20 protein-coding genes are annotated in these 21,204 nt (G+C 68.4%); 5 read left to right on the top strand and 15 right to left on the bottom strand.

Annotated features, from left to right (window positions below):
- The first annotated feature begins 9 nt into the window (after window positions 1-9).
- Together ilvD and ACF8C6_RS13035 are read left to right on the top strand one after the other, a co-directional pair.
- The gene (ilvD, locus tag ACF8C6_RS13040; RefSeq protein WP_392499687.1) at window positions 10-1,845 is read left to right on the top strand and encodes a dihydroxy-acid dehydratase; all 1,836 of its coding nucleotides are present in this window, start codon (window positions 10-12) and stop codon (window positions 1,843-1,845) included.
- A 61-nt stretch (window positions 1,846-1,906) separates the two neighbouring features.
- Window positions 1,907-2,389: a metallophosphoesterase family protein gene (locus ACF8C6_RS13035; RefSeq protein WP_392499686.1), complete on the top strand. Its 483-nt coding sequence runs from the start codon at window positions 1,907-1,909 to the stop codon at window positions 2,387-2,389.
- Here ACF8C6_RS13035 and ACF8C6_RS13030 read toward each other — a convergent pair.
- From ACF8C6_RS13030 to ACF8C6_RS13020, 3 genes are all read right to left on the bottom strand, one after another.
- Window positions 2,371-3,018, bottom strand: coding sequence for a YitT family protein (locus ACF8C6_RS13030; RefSeq protein WP_392499685.1), 648 nt, complete (start codon window positions 3,016-3,018; stop codon window positions 2,371-2,373). The two genes, ACF8C6_RS13035 and ACF8C6_RS13030, sit on opposite strands and share 19 nt — an antisense overlap.
- A gap of 85 nt (window positions 3,019-3,103) precedes the next feature.
- On the bottom strand, window positions 3,104-3,616 hold the full coding sequence (locus ACF8C6_RS13025; protein WP_277689677.1) for a dihydrofolate reductase: 513 nt from the start codon (window positions 3,614-3,616) through the stop codon (window positions 3,104-3,106).
- 28 nt (window positions 3,617-3,644) lie between these two features.
- Entirely contained in the window at window positions 3,645-4,832 is a 1,188-nt protein-coding gene (locus ACF8C6_RS13020) for a diguanylate cyclase domain-containing protein (RefSeq protein ID WP_392499684.1), read from the bottom strand.
- A 124-nt stretch (window positions 4,833-4,956) separates the two neighbouring features.
- Here ACF8C6_RS13020 and ACF8C6_RS13015 point away from each other — a divergent pair, with 124 nt between their 5' ends.
- Together ACF8C6_RS13015 and ACF8C6_RS13010 are read left to right on the top strand one after the other, a co-directional pair.
- Entirely contained in the window at window positions 4,957-6,351 is a 1,395-nt protein-coding gene (locus tag ACF8C6_RS13015) for a DUF2868 domain-containing protein (RefSeq protein WP_392499683.1), read from the top strand.
- A 114-nt stretch (window positions 6,352-6,465) separates the two neighbouring features.
- Entirely contained in the window at window positions 6,466-7,845 is a 1,380-nt protein-coding gene (locus ACF8C6_RS13010) for a GTPase/DUF3482 domain-containing protein (protein ID WP_392499682.1), read from the top strand.
- Window positions 7,846-7,864: 19 nt separating this feature from the next.
- Here ACF8C6_RS13010 and ACF8C6_RS13005 read toward each other — a convergent pair whose 3' ends face one another.
- Both ACF8C6_RS13005 and ACF8C6_RS13000 read right to left on the bottom strand, forming a co-directional pair.
- Window positions 7,865-8,932, bottom strand: coding sequence for a transporter substrate-binding domain-containing protein (locus ACF8C6_RS13005; RefSeq protein WP_392499681.1), 1,068 nt, complete (start codon window positions 8,930-8,932; stop codon window positions 7,865-7,867).
- 70 nt (window positions 8,933-9,002) lie between these two features.
- Window positions 9,003-9,887 carry a DMT family transporter gene (locus ACF8C6_RS13000; RefSeq protein ID WP_392499679.1) on the bottom strand — a complete coding sequence of 295 codons (885 nt, stop codon included), beginning with the start codon at window positions 9,885-9,887 and terminating at the stop codon, window positions 9,003-9,005.
- An 89-nt stretch (window positions 9,888-9,976) separates the two neighbouring features.
- Here ACF8C6_RS13000 and ACF8C6_RS12995 point away from each other — a divergent pair, with 89 nt between their 5' ends.
- Window positions 9,977-10,879 (top strand): LysR family transcriptional regulator, encoded by a 903-nt coding sequence (locus ACF8C6_RS12995; protein ID WP_392499678.1) that lies wholly within the window; start codon window positions 9,977-9,979, stop codon window positions 10,877-10,879.
- 173 nt (window positions 10,880-11,052) lie between these two features.
- On the opposite strand, the gene ACF8C6_RS12990 is transcribed toward ACF8C6_RS12995, so the two are convergent.
- From ACF8C6_RS12990 to ACF8C6_RS12945, 10 genes are all read right to left on the bottom strand, one after another.
- Complete coding sequence (locus ACF8C6_RS12990; RefSeq protein WP_392499677.1) at window positions 11,053-11,610, bottom strand: HD domain-containing protein; 558 nt, start codon at window positions 11,608-11,610, stop codon at window positions 11,053-11,055.
- On the bottom strand, window positions 11,607-12,764 hold the full coding sequence (locus tag ACF8C6_RS12985) for a TIGR03364 family FAD-dependent oxidoreductase (protein WP_392499676.1): 1,158 nt from the start codon (window positions 12,762-12,764) through the stop codon (window positions 11,607-11,609). Before ACF8C6_RS12985 ends, ACF8C6_RS12990 begins: the two co-directional genes overlap by 4 nt.
- 200 nt (window positions 12,765-12,964) lie before the next feature.
- Window positions 12,965-13,984, bottom strand: coding sequence for a putative 2-aminoethylphosphonate ABC transporter substrate-binding protein (locus ACF8C6_RS12980; RefSeq protein WP_392499675.1), 1,020 nt, complete (start codon window positions 13,982-13,984; stop codon window positions 12,965-12,967).
- Window positions 13,985-14,035: 51 nt separating this feature from the next.
- A complete protein-coding gene (gene phnX, locus ACF8C6_RS12975) occupies window positions 14,036-14,863 on the bottom strand; it encodes a phosphonoacetaldehyde hydrolase (RefSeq protein ID WP_392499674.1) in 828 nt (275 codons plus the stop codon).
- 17 nt (window positions 14,864-14,880) lie between these two features.
- Window positions 14,881-16,623 (bottom strand): putative 2-aminoethylphosphonate ABC transporter permease subunit, encoded by a 1,743-nt coding sequence (locus ACF8C6_RS12970; protein WP_392499673.1) that lies wholly within the window; start codon window positions 16,621-16,623, stop codon window positions 14,881-14,883.
- Entirely contained in the window at window positions 16,623-17,663 is a 1,041-nt protein-coding gene (locus tag ACF8C6_RS12965; RefSeq protein ID WP_392499671.1) for a putative 2-aminoethylphosphonate ABC transporter ATP-binding protein, read from the bottom strand. The genes ACF8C6_RS12970 and ACF8C6_RS12965 overlap by 1 nt, the downstream gene beginning before the upstream one ends.
- A 194-nt stretch (window positions 17,664-17,857) precedes the next feature.
- Window positions 17,858-18,718, bottom strand: coding sequence for a LysR family transcriptional regulator (locus tag ACF8C6_RS12960; protein ID WP_392499670.1), 861 nt, complete (start codon window positions 18,716-18,718; stop codon window positions 17,858-17,860).
- 3 nt (window positions 18,719-18,721) lie between these two features.
- Entirely contained in the window at window positions 18,722-19,516 is a 795-nt protein-coding gene (locus ACF8C6_RS12955; RefSeq protein ID WP_392499669.1) for a thymidylate synthase, read from the bottom strand.
- 84 nt (window positions 19,517-19,600) lie between these two features.
- On the bottom strand, window positions 19,601-20,389 hold the full coding sequence (lgt, locus tag ACF8C6_RS12950; protein ID WP_392499668.1) for a prolipoprotein diacylglyceryl transferase: 789 nt from the start codon (window positions 20,387-20,389) through the stop codon (window positions 19,601-19,603).
- Window positions 20,390-20,399: 10 nt separating this feature from the next.
- Window positions 20,400-21,182: a sulfite exporter TauE/SafE family protein gene (locus tag ACF8C6_RS12945; RefSeq protein WP_392499667.1), complete on the bottom strand. Its 783-nt coding sequence runs from the start codon at window positions 21,180-21,182 to the stop codon at window positions 20,400-20,402.
- Between the last annotated feature and the right edge of the window lie 22 nt (window positions 21,183-21,204).

Genomic DNA, 21,204 nt, shown 5'->3' with positions numbered 1-21,204 from the left:
GGAACCGTCATGCCTGACTATCGCTCGAAGACCTCCACTCACGGCCGCAACATGGCCGGCGCCCGCGCCCTGTGGCGCGCCACCGGGATGAAGGACGAAGACTTCAAGAAACCGATCATCGCCATCGCCAACTCCTTCACCCAGTTCGTGCCCGGCCACGTGCACCTGAAGGACCTCGGCCAGCTGGTCGCCCGCGAGATCGAGAAGCACGGCGGCGTGGCCAAGGAGTTCAACACCATCGCCGTCGACGACGGCATCGCCATGGGCCACGACGGCATGCTCTATTCGCTGCCGAGCCGCGAGATCATCGCCGACTCCGTGGAGTACATGGTCAACGCCCACTGCGCCGACGCCATCGTCTGCATCTCCAACTGCGACAAAATCACCCCCGGCATGCTGATGGCCGCCCTGCGCCTGAACATCCCAGTGGTGTTCGTCTCCGGCGGGCCGATGGAAGCCGGCAAGACCAAGCTGGCCAACCACGGCCTGGACCTGGTCGACGCCATGGTCGTCGCCGCCGACGACTCCTGCTCCGACGAGAAAGTCGCCGAGTACGAGCGCAGCGCCTGCCCGACCTGCGGCAGCTGCTCCGGCATGTTCACCGCCAACTCGATGAACTGCCTGACCGAAGCCCTCGGCCTGTCCCTGCCGGGCAACGGTTCGACCCTGGCCACCCACAGCGACCGCGAGCAGCTGTTCCTGCGCGCCGGCCGCCTGGCCGTCGAGCTGTGCCAGCGCTACTACGGCGAGGGCGACGAGTCGGTACTGCCGCGCAATGTCGCCAGCTTCAAGGCGTTCGAGAACGCCATGACCCTGGACATAGCCATGGGCGGCTCGACCAACACCATCCTGCACCTGCTGGCCGCCGCCCAGGAGGCCGAGCTGGCCTTCGACCTGCGCGACATCGACCGCCTGTCGCGCAAGGTGCCGCAGCTGTGCAAGGTCGCGCCGAACATCCAGAAGTACCACATGGAAGACGTGCACCGCGCCGGCGGCATCTTCTCCATCCTCGGCGAGCTGGCCCGTGGCGGCCTGCTGCACACCGACGTGCCGACCGTGCACAGCCCGAGCATGGCCGACGCCATCGCCGAGTGGGACATCACCCAGACCAAAGACGAGAAGGTCCACACCTTCTTCAAGGCCGGCCCGGCCGGCATCCCGACCCAGACCGCCTTCAGCCAGAGCACCCGCTGGGACACCCTGGACGACGACCGTGAAAACGGCTGCATTCGCTCGGTCGAGCACGCCTACTCGCAGGAGGGCGGCCTGGCCGTGCTGTACGGCAACATCGCCCTCGACGGCTGCGTGGTGAAGACCGCTGGCGTGGATGAGTCGATCCACGTATTCGAAGGCAACGCCAAGATCTTCGAAAGCCAGGACAGCGCCGTGAAGGGCATCCTCGCCGACGAAGTGAAGCCGGGCGATATCGTCATCATCCGCTACGAAGGCCCGAAAGGCGGTCCGGGCATGCAGGAAATGCTCTACCCGACCAGTTACCTGAAGTCCAAGGGCCTGGGCAAGCAGTGCGCCCTGCTCACCGACGGCCGCTTCTCCGGCGGCACCTCGGGCCTGTCCATCGGCCACGCCTCGCCGGAAGCCGCCGCCGGCGGCGCCATCGGCCTGGTACGCGACGGCGACAAGGTGCTGATCGACATCCCCAACCGCAGCATCAACCTGCTGGTGAGCGATGAAGAGCTGGCCGCCCGCCGCGCCGAACAGGACAAGAAAGGCTGGAAGCCGGTCGCCCCGCGTGCGCGCAAGGTGACCACCGCCCTCAAGGCCTACGCCCTGCTGGCCACCAGCGCCGACAAGGGTGCGGTGCGCGACAAGTCGCTGCTCGGCTGAGCCCTGCGTTAGCCTAGAAAGCCCGGCCCAGTGCCGGGCTTTCTCATTTGTGGGGGACGCTATGCGCATCGGCCTGATCAGCGATACCCACGGTCTGCTGCGCCCCGAAGCGTTGGCGGCGCTGGCCGGTTGCGCGCACATCCTGCATGCCGGTGATATCGGCAAGCCGGGGATTCTCGACGCATTGCGCCAGATCGCCCCGCTAAGCGTGGTGCGCGGCAACAACGACGAGGGGCTGGATTGGGCCGCCGAACTGCCGCAGCAGGTAGAGCTACAGCTGGGTGGTGTCGGGCTGTATCTGGTGCATGAGCTGGCGCATGTACCGGCGCAGCTACCAGAGAGCGTGCGGGTGGTGATCACCGGGCATTCGCACAAGCCGCTGATCGAGCAGCGCGACGGGCGCCTGTGGGTCAACCCTGGCAGCGCCGGGCCGCGGCGCTTCAAGTTGCCGATCTGCGTCGGCCTGCTGCATATCGAGGACGGCGAGCCGCGCGCCGAGCTGGTCGAGCTGCAGCCCCAGCCGGGTCAGCTCACCCCGACGTAGCGATCACTGCGGTGATTGAGCGCCAGCACCAGGTTGAGCACCACCGCACCGAGCACCGACAGGGCAACTTTGTCCGGCGTGACCACGAAGATCGCGCCGAGGACGATGACGGCATCGATGCCCATCTGCACTGCGCCAGCACGCAAGCCGAAGCGCTCCTGGAGGAACAGGGCGAGGATGTTCACCCCGCCCAGGCTGGCCTTGTGGCGGAACAGCATGAGCAGCCCGAGGCCCATGGCCGCGCCGCCGAAGAGCGCGGCGTAGAGCACGTTGAGGTGGGTGAAGGCCACCCAGCCCGGCGTTAGTTCGGCCAGCAGCGACACCAGCAGCACCGCGCAGCCGGTGCGCAGGGTGAAGCCCCAGCCCAGGCGCCAGATACCGAGCAGGTAGAACGGCAGGTTGACCAGGCAGAACACCAGGCCGAAGGACCAACCGGCCAGGTACTTGGCCAGAAAGGCGATGCCCACGGTGCCGCCGGTGAGCAGCCCGGCGTGGCTGTAGAAGGCGATCCCGAGAGCCACCAACGCAGTGCCGAACAGCAGCGCCAGGGCATCCTCCCACAGCGGGTGGCGAACGAAGATGGCGGCGACCGTTTCCGTCTGCGCGGGCTCGGCGGTGTTGTCAGTCATGGGCGAAACCTGTCGGGAGAAGACGCAAGCATAGAGCGTCGCCTTCGAACGAAGGCGACCTCGATCAATAACGCTGGAGAAAGCCCTAGCGACGCTGCCAGGTCTCGAAGCAATAGGCGGGGCTGTTCTCGACGGCGGCGTGCTCTTCACGCTCGCTGCGCAGCCAGTCGTCCTCGGCGAAGGCCGGGAACCAGGCATCGCCTTCCGGCTGCAGCGCCACGCGGGTCAGGTACAGGCGTTTCGCCTGAGCCAGGCCTTGCTGGTAGAGCTGGGCGCCGCCGATCAGCATTAGCTCGTCGACACCCTCTGCCCGCGCCCACTCATCGGCGCGGGCGATGGCGGCATCCAGGCTCGGGAAGACCTCGGCGCCTTCCAGTTGCAACCCGGCCTGGCGGCTGACAACCAGGTTGAGCCGGCCCGGCAGAGGCCGGCCGAGCGAGTCCCAGGTCTTGCGGCCCATGATGATCGGCTTGCCGAGGGTCTTGGCCTTGAAGTGCTTGAGATCCGCCGGCAGGTGCCAGGGCAGTTGGTTGTCGCGGCCAATCACGCGGTTTTCGGCGAGGGCGGCGATCAGGCAGAGGGGCAGTGTCGTTTCCATGGCAGCGAGGATACCGGCTGGCCAGCCTTCAGGCCACTTGGCTACTGCCCGGCCGCTTGCCGACCAGCCGGTTGCGCCCCTGCTCCTTGGCCAGGTACAGCGCCACATCCGCCAGGCGCAGGGCGTCGGCCAGGCTCTGGTGCGCCTGCGGTAGCTGCCAGGCCAGGCCGATGCTGAGGGTCAGAACCTGCGCCACGTCAGACCGGGCATGAGCCACGCCGAGCCGCTCCACCTCGCCACGCGCCTCCTCCAGGATCTGCTGGATGTCGGCCTCGCCCAGCCCATACCAGAAGCCGACGAACTCTTCGCCGCCGTAGCGTGCCACCACGTCCAGCGGGCGACGGGCATAGCGGCCGAGCACCTGCGCCACCGCGCGCAACGCCTCGTCGCCGGCAGCATGGCCGTAGAGGTCGTTGAAGCGTTTGAAGAAATCCACATCGAGCATCGCCACCGCCACCGGTTGTTGATCGCGCTGGGCCTGGCGCCAGGCCGCCTCGGCCCGTTCGGCAAACGCCCGGCGATTGAACAGGCCCGTCAACGCGTCCTTCTCTGCCACCTCCTGCAGCAAGCCCTGAGCCAGGAAGTTCTGCCGCGCGGCGTATTCGAGGAAGTAGCCGCCGACCGAACCGATCACGTTCGCCGTCGCCAGAAAGAACAGGTTGTACAGCAGCACAGCGCCGGGCAAACCGGTGCTCACTTCGACCAGCAGATAACCGAGGAAGGTCAGCCAGCCGCACAGCGCAGCCGCCAGCAGGCGCAAACCGGTGAGAAAGTAGAAGAACACCGTGGCCAGGATGATGCCCTCATAGGGCAATGGGAACTCATGCACCCGCGCCACCCAGATGATGCCGACGATACCCAGGCCGCAGGACAGCGAGCAGGCCCCACTGATCAGTTGCAGCGAGCCGCGCAACCGCCGGCTGAAGGTTGCCAGCCAGGCCAGTAGCAGCATCGGCACGATCAGCCCGAGGCGGATGAACAGGGTTTGCCGGCGTACCGACTCCGGCAGGCTGAGCGCGTCCAGGCCGGCAAACAGCAGGAATAGCAGCGCTGCGATCAGCAGCCCCCAGCGCATGCGCCCCAGGAACACCTCGCCGTGATAGCGGCGAAAACTCGGCTCCAGGCCATCGCTGAAACGCAACAGGCGAAAACCGTCGCGGTACTGCAGCAGATACGGCGAATCCTGATTGGCCCAGACAATGGAGGGCAGCTTCATGGCAACACTCTTGTTATTGCTTTGCTGCAGCCTAGCCGCAGCCAATACCCGCTCACAACCGGGATTTTTCCGATGCTTGAGGGAGCGGTTATGCTTGTCCTTCAGCCCGCAAACGGAATGCCGCGTGACCGACCGACCTGAGCATCCCCGCACGCACCTGCAACGGCTCTGGCTGTGCGAAGCCATCCGCCTGCGCGAAGAGCACGCCGGCCCCCTGGAAGACGCCGAGGCCAACCGCCTGGCACGCCAGGCCGACCGCGACCTGGGCAAGCGTATCGAAGCCCGCGCCCTGTTCCTCGCCGAGCGCGACGGTCAGCACCAGGCCCTGCAGCACTGGCTGCAGGGCGCGCGCCTGGCACTGCTCGCGCTGCTGGCGGCGGCCCTGCTCGGCGGCGCCGGCCTGGCCCTGACGGCGCTGGGCGACGGCAGCCGTCCGGTGAACCTGTACTGGGCCCTGGGCAGCCTGCTCGGCCTGCACCTGCTGACGCTCGGCGCCTGGCTGCTCGGCCTGGCGTTCAGCGGCGAACACCAGGCCGCGCTCGGTCGCCTGTGGCTGTGGCTCAGCGAGAAGCTGGCGCGCGATGCCGCGGCCGCCCAGCTCGGGCCGGCATTGATCCTGCTGCTGCAGCGGCGGCGCCTCAACCGCTGGCTGTTCGGTGCCCTGGTCCACGGCCTGTGGCTGGTCATCCTGTTCGCCGCCCTGCTGATGCTGATCCTGCTGCTCAGTACTCAGCGCTATGGCTTCGTCTGGGAAACCACCCTGCTCTCGGCCGACGCCTTCGTCGCCCTCACCCACCTGCTTGGCACGCTGCCCAGCCTGCTCGGTTTTCCCCTGCCGGATGTCGAGACTATCCGCGCCAGCGGTGCGGCAGCGCTGACCGACGAGGCCGCCCGCCACGCCTGGGCCGGCTGGCTGCTCGGTGTGCTGCTGGTATTCGGCCTGCTGCCGCGCGCCCTGCTCCTGCTGCTGTGCCTGGCCTGCTGGCGCCACGGCGCGGCGCGCCTGCAGCTGGACCTGGCCCAGCCGAGCTACCTGTTGCTGCGTGAACGCCTGCAACCTCCCAGCGAATACCTTGGCGTGCTCGATGCCGCCCCCGCGCAATTGCCGGCGGTCGATGCCGGGCCAGGCCGCCTGGCCAATAGCGGCGCACTGATGGTCGCCGTGGAACTGGACGACAGCCGCCCCTGGCCGCCCGCGCTGCCCAAGACGGTGGCCGATGCCGGCGTGCTGGACAGTCGTGAACAGCGTCGTCACCTGCTCGAACAACTCACCCGCTTCCCGCCGGCGCGCCTGGCCGTGGCGGTGGACCCCCGCCGTTCGGCGGACCGCGGCACCCTGGCGCTGCTTGGTGAGCTATCGCGCTGCGCCGGTGCCACACGCATCTGGCTGTTGCCGCCGCCACTGGGCGAGGCGCTGGACAGCGCGCGCCTAAGCGACTGGCACGAGGCACTGCAGGGCCTCGGCCTGATCTGCAGCGACAGCTCCCCACTGGGCTGGCTGGAGAGCGGCCATGATTGAGCACGCACGCGCCCATCACTGGAAACCCGTAACCCGGATGGCATCCGGGCTACGCGTTATGGCCAGCCTGAGTCACCCCTCGCCCGCACGCGGGAGAGGGGCAGAGGGTCGCACATGACTAAGCCACTCAAGCTGGCCGTGGTCGGCCACACCAATGTCGGCAAAACCTCGCTGCTGCGCACCCTGCTGCGCGACATCGGCTTCGGTGAGGTATCGCACCGGCCCAGCACCACCCGGCATGTCGAGGGCGCCCGCCTGATGGTGGCAGGCGAACCGCTACTGGAGCTGTACGACACCCCCGGCCTGGAGGACGCCATCGCCCTGCTCGACCATCTGGAGCAGCTGGAGCGCCCCGGCGAGCGCCTCGACGGTCCTGCGCGCACCACACGCTTCCTCGACGGCGCCGAAGCGCGCCAGCGTTTCGAGCAGGAAGCCAAGGTGCTGCGCCAGCTGCTGGCCAGCGATGCCGGCCTCTACGTGATCGACGCCCGCGAACCGGTGCTGGCCAAGTACAAGGACGAACTGGCAGTACTCGCCGGCTGCGGCAAGCCGCTACTCCCGGTGCTCAACTTCAGCGCCAGCGAACAGCGCCGCGAGGCCGAGTGGCGTGACGCCCTGGCGCGCCTCGGCCTGCACGCGCGGGTCGCCTTCGACACGGTCGCGCCGCCGCTGGACGGCGAGCGGCGCCTGTACGAGAGCCTGGCCCTGCTGATCGAGTCCGCCCGGCCGGCGCTGGAGCGCCTGATCGCCGATCACGAGGCCCAGGCTGCCGCACGCCGCCAGGCCGGAGCGCGGCTGATCGCCGAACTGCTGATCGACTGCGCCGCCTGCCGCCGCAGCGTCGCCGCCCAGCCGCAGATCGAGCAGGGCGAGATCGCCGCCCTGCACCAGGCCGTGCGCCAGCGCGAACAACAGTGCGTCGAGGCGCTGCTGCGCCTGTATGCCTTTCGCCCGAACGATGCCCGCGCCGCCGACCTGCCGCTGGCCGACGGCCGCTGGGGCGACGACCTGTTCAACCCGGAAACCCTGCGCCAGCTGGGCGTCAAGGTCGGCAGCGGCATGGCCGCGGGCGCGGCCACCGGAGTGGGCATCGATCTGCTGGTCGGTGGCGTAACCCTCGGCGCCGCCGCGCTGCTCGGCGCGCTGGCCGGCGGCGGCCTGCAGACCGCGCGCAGCTATGGCGGGCGGCTGCTCGGCAAGCTCAAGGGCCAGCGCGAGCTGACCGTGGACGACAACGTGCTGCGCCTGCTCGCGCTACGACAGCGGCAACTGCTGCACGCCCTCAACGCCCGCGGCCATGCCGCGACCCATGCCATCCAGCTGGACAGCCCCAGGGATGCGCAATGGCAGCAAGCCGCGCTGCCGCCACCGCTGCACAGGGCCCGCGCCCATCCGCAATGGTCGGCCCTCGACGCCCCGCGCTGGCGGGATACGCCCCCGCGTCACCAGGCGGTCAACGAGCTGACCGAGGTGCTGCTGGCCCCGGGCGACTGAGTATGGTGGCGCACTCAGCTCAGGGCCGCCCCAGGTAGATGTGCTGCAGTCGGCGCCAGCCCTCGCTGTCGAGAAAGCGCAGGATTTCCTGGCTGAGCGCCTCGCGATAGGGACTGCCGCTGGCCACCGCGAAGGCGTAGGACTGGTTCTCGAAGGTGCCGGGCAGGATGCGCAGACCACCCCGGTCCAGCTCGCCATTGCGGTATTGCAGAATCGGCAGGTCATACACCACCGCCTCCACCTCGCCCGCCTGCACCGCGCGCATGGCGCTGAGCAGATCGGGGTAGGCGCTGTGGCGGATGCGCTCGCCGTCCAGGTAGCGCTCGCTGACGGTGTTGGCCACCGTGGCCACATGGGAACGACGCAGGTCATCCACACTCTGGATGCCGCCCTGCAGGTTGCCGACGGTCAGGGTGCTGGTCACCGCGGCAGTGAAGGTCGACACCATGATCAGCCCGGCGAACATCCACACCAGCGCGATCAGGCGGCCACCCAGGGTCACCGGCGCCTTGTCGCCATAGCCCACGGTGGTCATGGTCACCGCCGCCCACCAGAAGCTCGCGCCCAGGCCCTCCACCGGCGTGCCGCCGAACTGCTCGCGGTTCCTGCGCCGCTCGAACACCCAGAGCAGCGCACCGACCGCCAGCAGCAGCGCCGCCAGGCCCAGCAGCAGGCTGACGAACTGCCAGGAGAACAGGCCCTTGAGCGCGTGCCAGCCGGTGTCACCGCCGCCCGGTGGGACGGCAATGGCCATGCCCGACTGGAAGAAGGGATGGGTGAAGTCGAAGCGGGCCTCGCGTTCGGCGGTCATGGTCAGGGCGCCGACCACCACATCCAGCTCGCCGCGTTCCAGCGCCGGCAGCAGCTGCGCGAAGGGCAGCGCCTGGTATTCGAAGCGATAACCGGCCTGCTCGGCGATGCTGCGCCAGAGGTCGGCGCTGATACCGCGCCACTCGCCCTTGGCGTCCTGAATCGCAAACGGCGGCACCTCGCTGATGCCCACCCGCAGAATGGATTGTTCAGGCTCCTCGGCCCAGAGTGGCGAGACGAACAGGCAGAGCAACAGGATCAGCAAGGCACGGTGCATCAGGACGATTTCCCCTTGGCAAAAACCTCAGGGTAACAAATCAGCTGTAGGGCCCAGGCTCATCCGCGGATCAGGCCCGCCGCGCCAGGCTGGTCCACAGCGTCGCGGCGACGATCAGCAGGCCGCCGAGCCAGGCCTGCAGGCTCAGCGTCTCGCTCAGCCAGAGCACGGCGAACAGCGCGCCGAACAGCGGCTCGCTGCCCATCAGCAGACTGACCCGGGTCGGGCTACTGCGGCTCAGCGCCCAGTTCTGCACATAGAAGGCGAACAGGGTGGCGAACAGCACCAGGTACAGGCTGCCGAGCCAGAAGGCCGGCGCCGTCGGCAGCGGCGGCAGGCCGCCGGGCAACAGCAGCGCGCCGAGCAGCAGGCAGCCGAAGCCGATCACCGCGGACTGCACGGCGGTCAGCGCCAGCGGTGGCACCTCGCGGTCGGCGGTGAGACGACGGGTCAGGCACACCTGGAAGGCACGCAGCAGCGCGGCGGCCAGCATCAGGCCGTCGCCCAGGCCGAAGTCGAGGTCGACGCCGCCGCTGAGCAGCCAGGTGCCGAGCAGCGACAGCACCACCGCCGGCAGCAGGCGTGCATCCGGGCGCTGACCGAGCATCAGCCACTCGACGAAAGGCGTCAGCACCACGCACAGGCTGATCAGGAAGGCCGCGTTGCTCGCCGTGGTCAACTGCACGCCGTAGGTCTCGCAGAGGAAGATCGCCAGCAGCGCCAGGCCCAGTGGCAGGCCGGGCGCCCAGGCGCGGCGGCCTGCACCGCGCAGCTGCGGCGCCAGCAGCAGGAAGGTGATGCAGAAGCGCACGGCGAGGAAACCCAGCACCGGGTAGAACAGCAGCGCCTGCTTGGCAACGCCGTAGCTGGTGCCCCACACCAGCGCCACCAGCAGCAGGAGCAGGTCGCTGGTCTGGATCAGGCGTATGCGACTGGAGGCAGTCAGTGTGGTCATGGCGGGGCACTCGCAGAAGGGAACCCGGCGATTGTCCATTGACAACCGTATCGCGATAATCCAGCCATTCAACAGGAGACTCATTCCCTATGAGCATGAATCACCTGCTACCGCTGATGGCCAGCTTCGTCCGCGTGGTGGAGTGCGGCAGCTTCTCCGCCGCCGCGCGCCAGCTGCATACCAGCGGCTCGGCATTGAGTCGGCAACTGGCTCAACTGGAGGCGGCACTGGGCCTGCGCCTGCTGGAACGCACCACCCGCCGCCTGCGCCTGACCGAGGCCGGCAGCGAGGTGTTCGAGCGCTGCCGCGAGATGCTCGGCGCCGCCGAGGCCGCCGTGGCGGTGGGCGAGCGGCTGATGAGCCATGCCCGCGGGCAGATACGCCTGTCGGTGCCCAAAGCCTTCGGCAAATACCTGGTGGCGCCGCTGATGGCGGACTTCCTGGCCAGGTACCCGGAAGTGGATGTCAGCCTCAACCTCAGCGACCGCAGCCCCGACCCGATCGCCGAGGGCTTCGACCTGATCATCCGCATCACCGAGCAACCGCCGGAGCAGATGGCCGGCCGGCCCTTGTGCCAGGTCGAGCACCTGCTGTGCGCCACGCCGCGCTACCTGGCCGACCAGGGTACGCCGCAACACCCGCAGGAGCTGGTGCGGCATGCCTGCCTGTACCTGGACGAGCGTGCCGACGACCACCGCTGGCACTTCGCCAAGGACGGCGAGCAGTGCACGGTGGCCGTGCGCGGCCGTTTCGCCAGCAACCACAGCGAAGTGCGCCTCAACGGCGCGCTCAACCACCTGGGCATCGCCTGCCTGCCGAGCTTCACCGCCGCCGCGGCGCTGGCCGATGGCCGGCTGCAGCAGGTGCTCGGCGACTGGCGCTACACCGGCGCCTACCACGGCACGGCCTGGGCGCTATACCCGTCCAACCGCCATCTGCCACCGAAGCTGCGGGTGCTGATCGACCATCTGGCGGCGGGGTTGGCGGGTTGACTGGCGCCCGCCTGTCGCCGTTTTCCACCCTACGCAGGGCGGTCATGCGGTAGGTTGGGTTGAGGCCCCAAGGGCCGAAGCCCAACAGTGTAGGTGTGCCTGAAGGCACGTCTGTTGGGCTTCGCTGTGCTCAATCTACGCGGCCCGACCCAACCTACAGCCAGTCAAATAACCTACGTGGCGTGCACGCGTAGGGCCAGCGCCTCGATCCAGGCCAGGTCGAGCGGCCGACCCGGCACCTTGGCGGCTTCGTCCCAGCGGCGCAGGCGCAGGATGTCGGCGCACAGGGGATTGCTTTCGAACGCACTGGCCTCGGCTTCGCTCATCGGCCCGCCCTGCCAGTCCAGGGTCTGCCGGCTGGCCGGACTTAGCCCGGCCAGGTAACCCGGCTCGCGGGCACAGAGGTAGCGCTTGGCGTCGACATGTCCGGCCACCAGAGCGCACAGCCGTGCGGGAAAACCCAGGCCGCGCAGCCAGTGCGCACCGACCCGTTCGTGGCCCTGGCGGCCCAGTTCGCCCATGCGGTTGTCCGCCGTCAGCGGCGCGCAGAAGTGGCCAACGTCGTGACAGAAGGCAGCGAGGATCAGCTCATCGTCGGCGCCTTCATCACGCGCCAGTTCGGCGGCCTGGACCATATGCTCGAGCTGGCTGACCGCCTCGCCGATATAGTCGGCCTCGCCCTGAGCTCGGCACAGGGCGAGCAGCTCGGCCACCGCCTGGGTCGCGTTCATGCCGGATTGGCCTCGGGATATTCACCTTCACCCAGCAGCGCGGCGACGACCCGCTCGCCGAGGCCGAGGCCGACGCTCATACCCAGGCCGGTGTGCATCATCACCGCGGTCACGCCTTCGACCGGGCGCAGCACGCTGAACGGGCCGGGCCCACGGGAACCGTACACGCCCTGCCAGCGCTCCAGCACCTGCACACGGCCACCCAGGGTGTGCTCGGCCAGATCCAGCATCAGCTGGTCGACGGCCTCGGCGTTGAACGGCGACGCATCGCTGTCGTAGTCGTGGGAGTCGCCGATGATCAGTTCGCCATAGGGCGTCGGGCTGACCAGCAGGTGGATGCCGTGCTCCTCCAGCGCCGGATACTCGCGGCGGATCTCGGTGCGGATCGCCTCGGCTTCGGGCAGATCGGCGAAGGCGCCGTAGTGCACGCAGCTGAGGCCGGTGAGCACCGCGTGTTGTAGATCCAGGGGGCGCTCCAGGCGCGCGCGCAGCATCTGCAGGCGGCACACCGAGGGCTTCAGCGCGGCCATGGGTTCGGCCAGCAGGGTCTGGTAGTCGTGACCGGAGCAAACCAGGATGTGCCGCGCCGTGAAACGCCCGGCGGTGGTCAACGCACTGCCGGATTCGACATCACGCACCAGGGTGGAGAAGTGAAACTCGACGCCGAGGCCTCGCAGGTAATCGACGACCTGCGGCAGCGCCTCGCGCGAGTACAGCTGCTGGTCGTCCAGCCCGTGCAGGGCGGCGCGGTGGTGGGCGAAGCGGCCGGCGTACAGGTCATCCAGCGCGGCGCCGCGCAGCAGCTCGACGCGGTAGCCGAGCTCACGCGCACGACCGGCGCAGAAGGCTTCGAGCATGGCCTCTTCGGCCTCGGTACGGGCGAACAGCAGCGAGCCTTGCTGCTTCAGTGCCAGGCCGGCGGCCTTGCCCAGTTCGGCCCACAGGTCATGGGCCTGACGGGCCAGGTCGAGCATCGGCCCCGGTGCCTGGCCGGTGACCAGGGCCTGGCCGAAGTTGCGGATGGAGGCGCCGAGCGGCGTGGCGGTGCGCTCGAAGACCTTGACCTTGAGGCCGCGCTTGGCGCCGGCCCAGGCATGGGCGAGGCCGAGCATGCCGGCGCCGACGACCAGCAGGTCGCAGTCGTGCTGACTCATGGGGAAACTCCTGAAAATCTGTAGCCCGGATGCAATCCGGGGTGGGTGTTGCGGGTGTCCTGCGGGCTGCTTAACTCCCTCTCCCTCTGGGAGAGGGTTGGGGCGGGCCGCGGAGGCTGAGGGGCTGATAGGCGACTCGGTGCTGCCCGGAAATCCCTCACCCCCTGCCCCTCTCCCGGCGGGAGAGGGGTGACGCGGGCTTACTGAGCCACCGGCTCGGACTTGCCGTCGTAACGCTTGCGCCACTCGGCGAGGATCTTGTCGCGGTTTTCCGAGGCCCAGGCGAAGTCGTTCTTGATCAGGCGCTGCTCGTAGTCGGCCGGCAGTTCCTGAAAGCGCTCGGCAATGCCCGGCTGCGCCAGTACGGCGAAGTTGGCCTTGTACAGGTCCATGGCCTCGCGGCTGGCGGCGAAGTCGGCGAGCTTCTTGGCCGCGTCCAGCTGGTCGGTACCCTTGACGATGCCGGTGGCCTCGATCTCCCAGCCCAGGCCTTCCTTGGGCAGCACGATGTCCAGCGGCGCGCCCTTGCGCTTGAGCTGCACGGCCGGGTACTCGAAGGAGATGCCGATCGGGAACTCGCCGGCGGCGGCCAGCTTGCACGGCTTGGAGCCGGAGTGGGTGTACTGGCCGATGTTGGCGTGCAGCTTGTCCATGTAGGCCCAGCCGCCATCCTCGCCGAAGGTCTGCAGCCAGGCGCTGACGTCCAGGTAGCCGGTGCCGGAGGACGCCGGGTTGGGCATGACGATCTTGTCCTTGTACACCGGGTTGGTCAGGTCTTCCCACTTGGTCGGCTTGGGCAGGCCCTGCTTCTCGGCCTCGATGGTGTTGAAGCAGATGGTCGCGGCCCACACGTCCATGCCGACCCAGGCCGGCGGGTTGGCGGCATCGCGGTAGTTGGCGCCGATCTTGTCCAGGTTGGCCGGGGCGTAGGGCACCAGCATGCCCTGCTGCTTGAGGATGGCCAGGCTGGAGCCGGCCAGGCCCCAGACCACGTCGGCCTGCGGACGGTCCTTCTCGGCCAGCAGCTTGGCAGTGACGATGCCGGTGGAATCGCGCACCCACTTGATGCTGATGTCCGGGTTCTGCTTCTCGAACGCTTCCTGGTAGGGCTTGAGCTGCTCGACTTCCAGCGCGGTGTAGACGGTCAGCTCGGTGTTGGCCTGGGCCTGCAGGGCGCAGGCAGCGAGCAGGCCGGCGGCCATGGCGGTGCGTTTGAACATGGTGGAGCTCCTGATGGTGTTGGCGTTGGTTGTTAGGTTGGCGCGTGGTGCTCAGCAGGCCTGCGGGCTTTCGCCACGGGCCAGGCGTGCGTTGATGTGGTCGATCACCGCGGGCAGCTCGGCGATGGTGTCGATCAGGTAGTGCGGGCGGCTGCCGGCGAACAGGCCGTCGATGCGCGCGCGCTCGGCGGCGCGGCGCTCGGCCGGCAGCGCCTGGTAGTCGGCCCAGGAAAGGCCGAGGAAATTTCCGGAGAAGCGCAGCGCCACGGTCCACATGCCGGCGGCGCGGCCTTCGAGGATGCCCGGCTCGGTGTCGTCGACCTTGACGCAGGCGGCGACGTCGTCGAGGCCCAGGGCGATGACGTTGGCCAGCGCCTGTGCCGGACTCGGCCGGCCCTTGGGCACCTCGTCGGTGGCGACCACGTGATCCGGGCTGTAGCCCTTGGCGGCGGCCAGTTCGACCACCTTGCCCATCACCGCCAGCGGGTAGCCGGAGCAGCTGCCGATCTGCAGGCCGCGCTCGCGCAAGGCAGCGATGGCCTCCAGCGCACCGGGAATCAGCGCCGAGTGCTCAGCGACTTTCTCGATCTGCAGTGGCATGAAGCGTTCATAGATCGCCGTCACATCGGCGTCCGTCGGCAGGCGGCCGAAGCGGCGCTGGTAGCGCTCGGCCACGGCCGGCTGATCGCAGAGGGTGCGGATGTGATCCCACTTGCCCACGCCCATCGGCCCGCGCGCCTCGTCCAGGCTCAGCTCGATATCGAACTGGGCGAAGGCCTCGACGAAGATGCGGGTCGGCGCGAAGGAGCCGAAGTCGACCACGGTGCCGGCCCAGTCGAGGATGGCGGCTTGCAGGCGGGTGGGAGCTTGGTAGCGCATGAATATTCTCCGAACGGTTAGTGGCCGGGCGCCGCGCGCCAGGCCTGGGAGCGGCGCAGCAGGCCGCGCGAGGCCCCGGCCAGCAGCAGCGAGACGGCGGCGGACGTGAGCAGGATCAGGGTGGACATGGCGGCGGCGCCGCCGACGTTGCCGGCATCGTCCATGTTCAGCACGGCGATGGCGGCCAGCAGGCTGTCCGGGCTGTAGAGGAAGATCACCGCCGACACCGTGGTCATCGCCGAGACGAACAGGTAGCGCACGATGTCGAGCAACGCCGGCAGGCAGATCGGCAGGGTCACGCGGAAGAAGTGGCGCAGCAGCGGCACCTTCAGCGACAGCGCGGCGGCCTCGAACTCGCCGTCGAGCTGGCGCAACGCGGCGCTGGCGGTCATCTGCGCGGTGGTCAGGAAGTGCGCCACGGTGCAGATCACCAGCAGGGTCAGGCTGCCGTACAGGCCATGCAGCGGGTTGGCCGGCAGGTTGAAGAAGAACACGTAGCCGAGGCCGAGGACCAGGCCGGGCACCGCCATGGGAATGAAGCAGAGCAGGCGCAGCAACTGGGTCAGCGGGCTCTGCCGGGTCTTCTCCAGCAGGTAGCTGCCGAGGAAGATCAGCACGCCGCCGAACAGCGCGCAGCAGGTCGCCAGCAACAGGCTGTTGCGGTAGGCCAGCCAGCCGCCGGGCAGCTCGGAGAAGGCGTAGTTGTGCAGCGACAGCGACAGGTCATACGGCCAGAACTTGACCAGCGACGAGTACACCGCCATGCCGAACACACCGAGCAGGCAGGCGCTGACCAGCAGCACCAGCAGCAGGAAGGCGCCATCGCGGCCACGACTGGGCTGCGGATGGTAGACCTGGGCGCGGCCACCCATGGCGTCGCGCTGGCGGCGGCGCAGCCAGAGGTCGACGGCAAAGCTGAGCAGCGCCGGCAGCAGCAGGAACAGGCCGATCAGCGCGCCGCGGCCGAACTGCTGCTGACCGACCACCGCCTTGTAGGCCTCCAGCGCTAGTACCTGGTAGTCGCCACCGACCACCACCGGCACACCGAAGTCGGTGACGCACAGGGTGAACACCAGGCAAGCGGCGGCGAACACACCCTGGCGGCTGCCCGGCCAGGTGATGCTGCGGAACGCGCGCCAGGGTGAGGCGCCCATGCTCGAAGCGGCATCGAACAGCCGCGCGTCGGCCAGGGCCAGGGCGCTGAGCAGCACCATCAGCGCGTGCGGGAAGGTGTAGATGACCTGGCCGAGGACGATGCCCCAGAAGCCGTAGACGTTGTCCGTCAGCAAGTGGCGCAGCACACCCTGGTTGCCGAACAGGTAGATCAGCGCGATGCCCGGCAGCATCGACGGCGCCAGCAGCGGCAGTAGCGAGATGCCGCGCCACAGGCCCTTGCCCGGCACGCAGGTGCGCTGCAGGGCATAGGCAAAGGCGTAGGCCAGCGGCACGACTATCAGTACCACGGCCAGGGCGCTCTTCAGGCTGTTGCCGAGCAGCCAGCGGAAGTTGGCGCTGGCCACCAGCTCGCTTGCCGCGACCAGGCCACCGCCCTGCCCCGGATCGCCGGCCAGGCCGCGCCAGAGCATGGCCGCCAGCGGCAGCAGAACCGCCAGCAACAGCAGGGCCAGCAGCAGCCACTGGCCGCCACGAATAAATAGCCGGTCGGCCAGAGCAGGATCGAGGCTGAAGGCTCTCCCACCGCGCCCCGCCGCCCCCTGTGGGAACGGCTTCAGCCGCGATTGCGCGCACTCAAGAGTCATCAGGCGAACACCTGCAGGCTGCGCGGCGGCAGCGCCACCCAGATCTCGGCGCCGCTCAGGCGCGGCATGGATTCCGGCGCCAGTTCGGCGAGCAGGGCGTGGCCCGGCAGCGCGTCGAGCTCGAAGCTCAGGCGGCAGCGGTTGCCGAGGAAGGTGATCTCGCGCATCTGCGCCGGGAACAGGTTGTCCTCGTGCACCGGCGGGTTGATCACCACCGCCTCGGGGCGGCAGAACAGGCGACCGCGCTCGGCAGGATGCGAACGTTGCAGGCGCAGGCTGAGGTCGCCGACGCGGGCGTGCTCGCCATCACGCTCGAACGGCAGCCAGTTGCCCTGGCCGACGAACTCGGCGACGAAGGGCGTGGCCGGCGCGCGGTAGATATCCCGGGGCGAGGCGTACTGCTCGACGCGGCCGTGGTTCATCACGGCGATGCGGTCGGCCATCAGCATGGCCTCGTCCTGGTTGTGGGTAACCATCAGGGTGGTGATGCCGAGCTGGCGTTGCAAGGCGCGCAGCTCGCCGCACAGATGCTCGCGCACGCGGGCGTCGAGGGCCGACATCGGCTCGTCGAGCAGCAGCAGCGACGGGCTCGGCGCCAGGGCGCGGGCCAGGGCCACGCGCTGCTGCTGGCCGCCGGAGAGCTGCGCCGGGTACTTCTGCTGGCTGCCGCTCAGGCCGACCAGTTCGAGCATCTCGTCGACCCGCGCACGGCTCGCCTCGCGGCCCTGGCCAGCCAGGCCGTAGGCGACGTTCTGCGCCACCGTCAGGTTGGGGAACAGCGCGTAGGACTGGAACAGGATGCCGTAGTCACGCGCCTGCGGTGGCAGCGCGGAGACGTCGCGCCCGGCGAAGCGGATGGCGCCGCCGTCCTGGCGTTCCAGGCCGGCGATGCAGCGCAGCAGGGTGGTCTTGCCGCAGCCGGACGGGCCGAGCAGGCAGACCAACTCGCCGGCGGCGATGTCCAGCGACACGCCATCCAGCGCCTTGAAGGCGCCGAAGCCCTTGTGGATGTCGCGTAGCTGCAGGTCGACGGTGGCCATGGGGGAACCTCGTGAATTTCGGTACGAGGTTCATGCTGCGGGCGCCGTGCTAAGGCTTTATGGCAGTTGGGCAAAAGCTGCCGATAGTGGTATCGGCGGATTTGCGTAGCGAGGAAGAACGTAGGATGGGTTGAGGAGCAAAGCTCCGAAGCCCATGCGGGCGCGACGATGGGCTTCGCTGCGCTCAACCCATCCTACGGAGCGGTTTCCCGCGCCAGTGCCAGGAAGGCCGCCGGCAGGCGCGCGCTGCGGCGCTCCTTGAGGCAGTAGAGGTATTCCGGGATCAGCGGCGCGTCGTCCAGCTCGATCACCCGCAGCTCGGGGTTGTCCGGCACCTCATGACGGGCGATCACGCTGACGCCGATATTGCGCAGCACGCCCTCGCGGATCGACTCGCGGCTGCCGATCTCCAGCACCGCGCCGGGGCTGACGCCAGCTTCGCGCAGCATCTGCTCGGTCAGCACGCGGGTGGTCGAACCGGCTTCGCGCATCAGCACGCAGTACCCGGCCAGGGCGTTGGGCGACAGGCGCTTGTGCCCGGCCAACGGGTGATTGCGGTGCGCGGCCAGCACCAGCGGGTCCTGGCCCAGCACCAGGCGGGTGAAACGCGCGTCCTGCTCCAGCTGCGAGGAAGCGGCGAGGTCGACGCGGTATTCCTCCAGCGCCTCGATCACCTGCTGCGAGTTGCCGATCTCCAGGGTCACCTGCACCTGCGGCAGGCGCTCGCGGAAGCGCTTGATCAGGTCCAACACGTAGTAGGGCGCGGTGGCGGCAATGCGCAGGCTGCCCTGCACCTGGCCGCAGTTGCGCAGGAAGAACTCAATGTCGGCCTCCTGCTGCAGCAACTGCTGCACCATCGGCAGCAGGCGCGCGCCTTCGTCACTGAGGGTCAGGCGGCGGCCGCCGCGGTAAAACAGCTCGACGCCGTACTGCGCTTCCAGGTTGCGGATCTGCGTGGTGACCGTGGGCTGGCTGAGGCCGAGTTTCTTCGCCGCCTGAGTGATGCTGCCCAGGCGGGCGACCATGTGAAAGGCCTTGAGCTCGGCCGCCAGCATGGCTTACACCGCGACCGGCGCGGCGATATGCGGGTGGGCCTGGTAGTTCTGCAGCTCGAAGTCCTCGAACTTGAAGGCGAACAGATCCTTCACCTCGGGATTCAGCTTCATGGTCGGCAGCGGCAGCGGCTCGCGGGTCAGCTGCAGGTCGGTCTGCTCGATATGGTTGGCGTACAGGTGACAGTCGCCGCCGGTCCAGACGAAGTCGCCCGGCTGCAGGTCGCAGACCTGAGCGATCATCATCGTCAGCAGGGCGTAGCTGGCGATGTTGAACGGCACGCCGAGGAAGATGTCGGCCGAGCGCTGGTACAGCTGGCAGCTCAGGCGGCCTTCGGCGACGTAGAACTGGAACATGGTGTGGCACGGCGGCAGGGCCATCTCGTCGACCAGCGCCGGGTTCCAGGCGGAGACGATCAGGCGCCGCGAGTCCGGGTTGTTCTTGATCATCTCGATCAGTTTGCTGATCTGGTCGATCGACTCGCCATTCGGCGCCGGCCAGCTGCGCCACTGGTAGCCGTACACCGGGCCGAGGTCGCCGTTCTCGTCGGCCCACTCGTCCCAGATGCGCACGCCGTTGTCCTTCAGGTACTTGATATTGGTGTCGCCCTGGAGGAACCACAGCAGCTCATGGATGATCGACTTCAGGTGGCACTTCTTGGTGGTCACCAGCGGGAAGCCGTCGGCCAGGTTGAAGCGCATCTGGTGGCCGAACACCGAGTAGGTGCCGGTGCCGGTGCGGTCGCTCTTGAAGGTGCCGGTCTCGCGCACCAGGCGCATCAGGTCGAGGTACTGTTTCATCTCAGCTCCGCTCCGCTGGGAAGGTCACGGGTGCCTGCTCGGGCACCCGGAAAAAGCGCGCAGTTTAACCAAATCGCCGGCGATTCAGGCCCTGGCCCGACGATACGCCCAGACCATCAGGCCGATGCCGCCGAGGATCATCGGCACGCACAGCACCTGGCCCATGGTCAGCCAGCCCCAGGCCAGGTAACCGAGCTGGGCATCCGGCACGCGGACGAACTCGACGATGAAGCGGAACACCCCGTAGCAGGTGGCGAACAGGCCGGACACGGCCATGGTCGGGCGCGGCTTGCGCGAGTAGGCCCAGAGGATCAGGAACAGGGCCACGCCTTCGAGGGCGAACTGGTACAGCTGCGAGGGGTGACGAGCCAGCTGCTGCGGGTCGGTAGGAAAGATCATGGCCCAGGGCACATCGGTAGCCTTGCCCCACAGTTCGGCGTTGATGAAGTTGCCGATACGCCCGGCGCCCAGGCCGATCGGCACCAGCGGCGCGATAAAGTCCATCAGCTCGAAGAAACTCTTGCCGTTGCGCCGGCCGAACCACCAGGTGGCCAGCATCACGCCGATCAAACCGCCGTGGAAGGACATGCCGCCTTCCCAGACACGGAGGATCTTCAGCGGCTCGGCAATGTAAGCGGCCAGGTCGTAGAACAGCACGTAGCCCAGGCGACCGCCGAGGATCACCCCCATGGCCACCCAGAACACCAGGTCGGAGAGCTTCTCCTTGCTCCAGCTGGCATCGAACTGGGCCAGACGCCGCGAGGCCAGCCACCAGGCGCCACCGATTCCGACCAGGTACATCAGGCCGTACCAATGAATCTGGATCACGCCGAGGTCCAGCGCGACCGGGTTTATCTGCGGATAAGGCAGCATTCACAACTCCTTAGATCAGGAAATTCACGCCCACTACCAGCAGTAGCAGGGCAAACAGACGCTTGAGCAGGCGCGGCGACAGCTTGTGCGCCAGACGCGCGCCGAAACGGGCGAAGAACATACTGGTGATGGCAATGCCGGCCATGGCCGGCAGGTAGACGAAACCGACGCTCCACGGCGGCAGCCCAGGCTCCTGCCAGCCGATCAGCATGAAACCCAGGGCGCTGGCCACGGCGATGGGCAGGCCGCAGGCCGATGACGTGGCCACCGCCTGCTGCATCGACACGCTGCGCCAGGTGAGAAACGGCACGGTCAGCGAGCCGCCACCGATACCGAAGATCGCCGAAGCCCAGCCGATCACCCCGCCAGCGGCCGTCAGCCCCAGCCTGCCTGGGACAGCGCGGCTGGCCCTGGGTTTCAGCTCCAGGCCCATCTGCACGGCGATGACGATGGCGAACACGCCGATGATCTTCTGCAGCAGCGGGCCGTTGATCGCCGCCGCCGTCAGCGCGCCGAGGCCGGCGCCGAGCAGGATGCCCAGGGCCATCCAGGCGAAGATCGGCCACAGCACCGCGCCCTTGCGCTGGTGCTCCAGCACCGAATTGATCGAGGTGAAGACGATGGTGGCCAGCGAGGTACCCACGGCCAAGTGGGTCAGCACCGCCGGGTCGATCCCCTGGGCGGTGAAGCTCAGCACCAGCACCGGCACGATGATGATGCCACCGCCGACGCCGAACAGCCCGGCCAGCACGCCGGCGGCCGCGCCCAACAGCAAGTAGAGCAGGAATTCCATGCAGTCTCCCAATGCGAAGCGG

The organism is Pseudomonas sp. zbq_18, assembly GCF_043102245.1.
Classification (GTDB): domain Bacteria; phylum Pseudomonadota; class Gammaproteobacteria; order Pseudomonadales; family Pseudomonadaceae; genus Aquipseudomonas.
The sequence above is the reverse complement of the archived record's forward strand: the minus strand, read 5'-3'. Positions and strand labels throughout refer to the sequence as shown.